This window comes from Flavobacteriales bacterium, from assembly GCA_013001705.1.
Taxonomy (GTDB): domain Bacteria; phylum Bacteroidota; class Bacteroidia; order Flavobacteriales_D; family JABDKJ01; genus JABDLZ01.
The window spans coordinates 1-6,085 of sequence record JABDLZ010000126.1; the positions used below are offsets into that span (position 1 = coordinate 1).

Genomic DNA, 6,085 nt, shown 5'->3' on the forward strand with positions numbered 1-6,085 from the left:
AGTCATGATCAGTTCAATACGACCATCTATGGCTTGGATGACCGCTATCGTGGGGTGTACAATGGCAGAAGAGTGATCTTCATGCATCCAGAGGATATGGAAGCACGCGGCCTCACCGAGAAGGACATCGTGGATATCACCTCGACCTATGATGGTCAAGTGCGTAAAGCAGAGCATTTCAAGGTCATCCCCTACGAGATTCCTCGCTCATGTTGCGCGACCTATTATCCGGAGACCAATGTACTCGTACCTATTCAGTGCTATGCACATACGGCCAAGACGCCTATCAGCAAGAGCATACGGGTGCGCGTCCATCCGGTAGACTGATACACTCAGGGACCATATACCCTTCTGGATATTCCTATATTTCGTCTATGAAGAACATACTGCTCGGCATCGATTTTCACGAGAAGACACCCCACCTCATCGAAGAGGCGGTGAAATTGGTCAAGCCATTAGGAGCCAAACTATGGCTCCTGCATGTGGCCGAGCCCAATCCAGACTTTGTGGGATTCGAGGTAGGACCCCAAGTGGTACGTGACCACCGAGCTCAGGAATTGCGCACCGAGCATCGCATGTTGGACGATTATGCCAACCTGATCAAAGAACAAGGTGTCGATTCCGAAGGGCTACTGATCCCGGGTCCTACCATCGAGACCATATTGGACGAGGTGAAGCGATTGAACATCGATCTCGTCATCACCGGACATCATAGACACAGTCTATTGTCTGAGGCCCTTTTCGGGACGCATTCCTCTAAATTGATCGATGCCTCTCCTGTGCCAGTGCTGGTGATTCCCTGTATCAAGGAGGAGGATTGACATCTTCTACCCTATTCATTCATCCTTAATCCGACCGATCATGCGATCTATCATTCTTCTCTTCATGCTCTTCATCTCATACCATGGAATGGCCCAGGTGGATAGCACGGCCTGCGCCTGTTGTACTCCCGAGCATCGACTGTTCGACTTCTGGGTAGGAGATTGGACCGTCTATGATACCAGCGGAACGGTCATGGGCGAGAACCTCATCCAAGTGCTGGAAGACGGTTGTATTCTCAATGAGCGATGGGTCGGCAGTCAAGGAAGCACAGGAAGGAGCTACAATTATTATCATCGAGCAGACTCCACCTGGAATCAATTGTGGATAGACAACAGTGGGAATCCACTCATACTGAAAGGTACCGGAAGTCCCGGACAGATGATACTGCAGAGCGAACTGATTCCCGGCCAACGAATCGACCTCTACCGCAACCGCATCACCTGGACCTTGCAGGAGGACGGCACTGTGACCCAGGTATGGGATATCCTGGACAAGACCGACAACGTATTGCAGACCGTATTCTACGGCATCTATCGCAAGAAGAAGCGCTGAGAATGAGAAGCGGGCCTTTACCCCACTCTGCAGAATTCTCCCATCTTTAGCACCCAAGGTATGGCCACCGAAAAGAATATCGCCCCAGAGACTGGATGGAGGGGACTGATCCAGAACTGGCAGAGCGATCTCATCGCCTCTATCAGTGTGGCTTTGGTGGCGCTACCTCTCTGTCTAGGTATTGCTATGGCAGCAGGTATGCCTCCTACATCTGGAGTACTTACAGCCATTATCGGGGGCATCGTCACTACCTTCTACCGAGGCAGTCATGTGGGCATCAATGGACCCGGAGCCGGAATCATCGCGGTGATATTGAGCGCCTTTGCCGTGCTCGATGACGGGAGTGGACATACACTCAACTATGTGCTGGCCGCCATCGTAGTGGCCGGGGCCATCCAGACGCTCCTCGGGCTGATCAAGCTCGGACGATTTGCTGACGCTTTGCACTCTAATGTGATCCGTGGAATCCTCGCGGCCATCGGGGTGATCATTTTTGCAAAGCAGATCCATATCGCCCTGGGCACTCAACCGACCTCCAATGAGATCATCCAGACCTTGAAAGAGGCCATTCTCTTCATCCCGGATATCAATCCCTTCGTGGCAATCATTTCTTTGGTAGGACTGGTGGTCCTGATCTTCCATGGCCGTATCCGCGTGAAACTCATCGCCCTCCTACCCGCTCCCATGTGGGTATTGGTGCTCTCGATCCCTTTTGTATATCTATTCGATTTCTCACAACTCCATGTGATCGACTTCCTGGGCTCAGGCCATGTGGTAGGACCCCATCTATTAATAGATATCCCAAATGAGTTCCTTTCGGTGATCGCGCATCCAGATTTCAGCCGTATGGGAGAACTTCCTTTCTGGACCTCGGTGCTGTCCATCACCATGATCGCCAGCATCGAATCCCTTGTGAGCAGTAAGGCAGTAGACCGCCTCGATCCCTATAGAAGGCGTACGAATCTGGACAAGGACCTCGTAGGCATCGGCCTGAGCACCATGATATCAGGGGCTATAGGCGGTCTTCCGGTGACCACAGTGATCGTGCGGAGTTCGGTCAACATCAATAATCACGGCAAGACCAAGTGGACCAATTTCTACCACGGGATATTCCTGCTCATGTTCATGTTCTTCCTCTCCCCGGTGATCCAGCAGGTGCCGCTATGTGCTCTCGCTATACTTCTGGTATATACCGGATTCAAACTAGCCTCTCCCAAGATCTTCAAGGAGGTTTACAATCAAGGAGCAGAGCAGCTGATCTTCTTTGGAGGAACACTCCTCATGACCTTATATACCAATCTGCTGGTCGGTCTCTTTGGTGGACTACTCTTGGTCCTCACCGTACAGTTCCTACTGGCCCGTACCACGGTCATGGATTTCTTCGGGATGATCCTCAAGCCGGGCACACACCTGCTCTTCCACAAGGATGGCTCCTATGAACTCAAGGTGAAGGGCATCGCCAATTTCATCAGTATGATCCGTATGGATGGACTCCTGATGCAGATTCCAGAGAAGTCCAAAGTGACGATCGACCTCTCCGAGACCCGATTGGTGGATTATTCCATACTGGAGCATTTGGATGAATACCGCAAATCCATGCTGGACAAAGGTGGACAGGTAGACATCCATGGTCTGGAGAAGCACTTCTCTTCCTCGACCAACCGATTGGCCTTGCGTATCCTACCTGTCACGCAACAGATAGAAACTCCACGGCAGATCAGTCTGAGAGAGATGGCACTGGAGCATGGATGGGAATTCGATGGGAAGGAAGTGGATGAGAGGCGCATCTTCCGTTCTTTCTATTTCTTCAAAAGCAAGCTCATCAAGAAGGTCCATAATCGGATCATCCAGTCCGGTGAGGATATTCATTGGCAGATCTGTGATATCGAATTCCAGACAGGAGCCCTGATCGCGGCCGAAGAATACAAGACCACTGTTGGGCTGATGCACATACCGGGTCCTCTGCCTCGATTCACCATAGAGAAGAAAGGCTTCCTCGATCGCTATCTCATCGAACACAAGGACATTGACTATAGGATCTATAAGAACTTCTCCCCAGAATTCAGTGTCAAGGTAGAGGACAAGAAGACCATGGATGAGTTTTTGACCGAACCAATGCGCCAACTCCTCATCGATAGCCATATCGAGCATTTGGAGAGCAACGGGGATGACATACTCATATTCTCAGATAATCTCCGCCCGGCCTTGATCAGCGAGTTTGCCCGCATGTTCAAGTTCTTGGAGGACATGAAGTCCATTCTTCGCAAATGAGTGCACTACGTATAGAGCCCTTGACCGCAGAAGAAGTGCCTCATGTAGTGGCATATTGGAGGGAAAGTACTGACCAACACCTGATAGGAATGGGTGTGGATCTGGAGAAGCTCCCACCTCCAGAGGATATCGAGCACATGCTCTGCCGCTCTTTGGAGACGAACCTCGAGGAACGGAATTCCTACTGTCTCATCTGGCATCTGGATGGAGCACCTATAGGCCATTGCAATACAAATCCCACTCTATATGGTGACGAGGCCTTTATGCATCTACATGCCTGGTCCAGCGCAAAGCGTGGAAAGGGATTTGGTACGGAGGCGGTAAGGCTTTGCGCTCAGAGATTTATGGAAGACCTCGAACTGAAACACCTGTATTGCAGTCCCAAATCAGACAATCGTGCGGCCAATAGGGTCTTAGAGAAATGTGGATTCCGTTCGGTCAAGATCCACCGTACAGTACCGGGTAGCATCAACTATGAACAGGAGGTTCATCTGTGGGAATATGTTCCTGGATCAATATCCTGACCACGCTCGAAGTCTTGCCAACTCGGCATCGAGTGATTCCTGCACCTTGAGGACCTCACGCATCCATTTCAGGCAATCAGCGAAGGAATTGAAAACATGTTCATCTGTAATGCTTTTGGGAATGACCTTCGAAGCTCGCAATTGACGCTCAACATGGGGAGTCACTCCGCAAAGAACGACCACCACCTCTTGACGATGCAAAGTTTCCAAGGCCTGCTCTAATGCCCTTACTCCAGACTGATCGATGAAGGGGACCTGCTCCATACGAATGACAAGCATGTGTAGGTCAGGAAGTCGATCGATGAGCTTTCTGAAATCACTGACCATCCCGAAGAATATGGGTCCATCCAAATGCTTGAAAACGACCTTTTCGCGAATAGCAGGAGAGACCATTTTCTCATCGTCCCACAATGGATCCTCTTTTTGAACCTGTTTCAAAGGTGTGATCTCCACCCGTTCCGTACTCAGATCACTCATCCGCTTCAAGAAGACGAATGCAGCAAGGACCAGTCCTACGAATACCGCGTAGACCAGCTGCCAGAACACCGTCAAGATGAGCACTGTCAGAAGGATGATCTTCTCTGAAAGTTCCATTTGCGGAAGAGCCTTCAAGCCCTTGTAGTCCATCACACCGATACCTACGGTGATGAGTATACCCGCCAGTACAGCGGCAGGGATCTGAGAAGCGATGGGTCCGAGGAACAGCAAGATGAGGAACAGCAGAACACCGGCCATCATACCACTCAGCTTGGTCTTACCTCCTGCTTGGATATTGACCACGGTACGTATGGTGGCACCCGCACCAGGCAGTCCGGCAAACATGGCAGCTATTCCATTCCCGATACCTTGCCCGATGAGTTCCTGATCGGAATCGTGTTGGGTCCGGGTCAAATTATCGGCCACAACAGAGGTCAGCAAGGAATCAATAGCACCAAGCATAGCTAGCATGAAGGCTGTAAAGAAATACGGAGCGAATGCCCCAAGGTCGAAAGAGGTAAAAATCTCTGATTTGAAGATGGGTATCCCAGTGGGTATTTCACTGATAGGCACATAATCCAGTCCCAAATAGAAGGCTCCGGCCGAGACTATGAGCAAGGAGATCAAAGTACTTGGCACCGCTTTGGTGATCTTAGGAAAGAGATAGATGATAGCAATAGTCATCAGTGCGAGCATCAATTCGATCCAACGGATATTCTGAAGAGCTCGTGGCAAATACTCCAGAGAACCCAAGACCCCCTTGGATTCATTGGCTGCCAGAAGCACCGCCTCGGTGTATATATCCTCTTCGGTGATCTGTTCTGAACGGGAGATGGTCTCTTTGAATTCTTCCAGGACCAATATCCCATCATCAGCCTCTTCTCTGAGTATCCGTTCTAGGATCAATTCTTCAGCCTGCGGGACCATCTGCTCCACTACATCGGTATCCTCTTGTGCATAATAACCTATGGCAGGAAGTATCTGCGTGATGATGATGATCACCCCAATACCCGACATGAAGCCCGAGACCACCGTATGGGGAATGAATCGGATATAGGTTCCCAACTTCAGTACCCCCATCACGATCTGGATGATTCCGGCCATAAGGAAAACCGCCAAGATGACCGGTAAGGCCAGTTCCATCTTTCCTTCGAAGACCTGGAGGATCCCCGCGATCACGACCATACTCAATGCGGTCATCGGTGCTGTAGGACCACTGATCTGCGTGGCCGTACCCCCGAACAAGGCAGCAAAGAATGCAATGAATGCCGCACCATAGAGTCCGGCAGCTGCTCCTAATCCACTTTGCTCCCCAAAGGCCAATGCCAGAGGTAGGGCAACAATCCCGGCCGTGATCCCTCCTAGAAGGTCATTCTTGAAATGGCTGAAATCGAGGAACTTCATATACTGTGGTTAAGGGTGGTCCGAAGACCGTTAGG

6 protein-coding genes are annotated in these 6,085 nt (G+C 50.7%); 5 read left to right on the forward strand and 1 reads right to left on the reverse strand.

Annotated elements, in window-relative coordinates; genetic code table 11:
- The 5 genes from HKN79_05295 to HKN79_05315 form a co-directional block, all read left to right on the forward strand.
- On the forward strand, positions 1-327 hold a 327-nt coding region (locus HKN79_05295; protein NNC82972.1), incomplete at its 5' end, for a hypothetical protein.
- Between the two features lie 47 nt (positions 328-374).
- Positions 375-821 carry a universal stress protein gene (locus tag HKN79_05300; GenBank protein NNC82973.1) on the forward strand — a complete coding sequence of 149 codons (447 nt, stop codon included), beginning with the start codon at positions 375-377 and terminating at the stop codon, positions 819-821.
- A gap of 40 nt (positions 822-861) precedes the next feature.
- Positions 862-1,374 carry a hypothetical protein gene (locus HKN79_05305; protein NNC82974.1) on the forward strand — a complete coding sequence of 171 codons (513 nt, stop codon included), beginning with the start codon at positions 862-864 and terminating at the stop codon, positions 1,372-1,374.
- 60 nt (positions 1,375-1,434) lie between these two features.
- Positions 1,435-3,645 carry a SulP family inorganic anion transporter gene (locus HKN79_05310; GenBank protein NNC82975.1) on the forward strand — a complete coding sequence of 737 codons (2,211 nt, stop codon included), beginning with the start codon at positions 1,435-1,437 and terminating at the stop codon, positions 3,643-3,645.
- Positions 3,642-4,169, forward strand: coding sequence for a GNAT family N-acetyltransferase (locus tag HKN79_05315; GenBank protein ID NNC82976.1), 528 nt, complete (start codon positions 3,642-3,644; stop codon positions 4,167-4,169). The genes HKN79_05310 and HKN79_05315 overlap by 4 nt, the downstream gene beginning before the upstream one ends.
- Here HKN79_05315 and HKN79_05320 read toward each other — a convergent pair.
- Complete coding sequence (locus HKN79_05320; GenBank protein ID NNC82977.1) at positions 4,158-6,050, reverse strand: SulP family inorganic anion transporter; 1,893 nt, start codon at positions 6,048-6,050, stop codon at positions 4,158-4,160. The genes HKN79_05315 and HKN79_05320 overlap by 12 nt on opposite strands.
- Positions 6,051-6,085: the final 35 nt, after the last annotated feature.

Bases quoted from the DNA above. Each gene is read 5' to 3' on its own strand.
- HKN79_05320 (NNC82977.1), bottom strand. From the start codon at position 6,050: ATGAAGTTCCTCGATTTCAGCCATTTCAAGAATGACCTTCTAGGAGGG.
- HKN79_05310 (NNC82975.1), top strand. From the start codon at position 1,435: ATGGCCACCGAAAAGAATATCGCCCCAGAGACTGGATGGAGGGGACTG.
- HKN79_05300 (NNC82973.1), top strand. From the start codon at position 375: ATGAAGAACATACTGCTCGGCATCGATTTTCACGAGAAGACACCCCAC.
- HKN79_05305 (NNC82974.1), top strand. From the start codon at position 862: ATGCGATCTATCATTCTTCTCTTCATGCTCTTCATCTCATACCATGGA.
- HKN79_05315 (NNC82976.1), top strand. From the start codon at position 3,642: ATGAGTGCACTACGTATAGAGCCCTTGACCGCAGAAGAAGTGCCTCAT.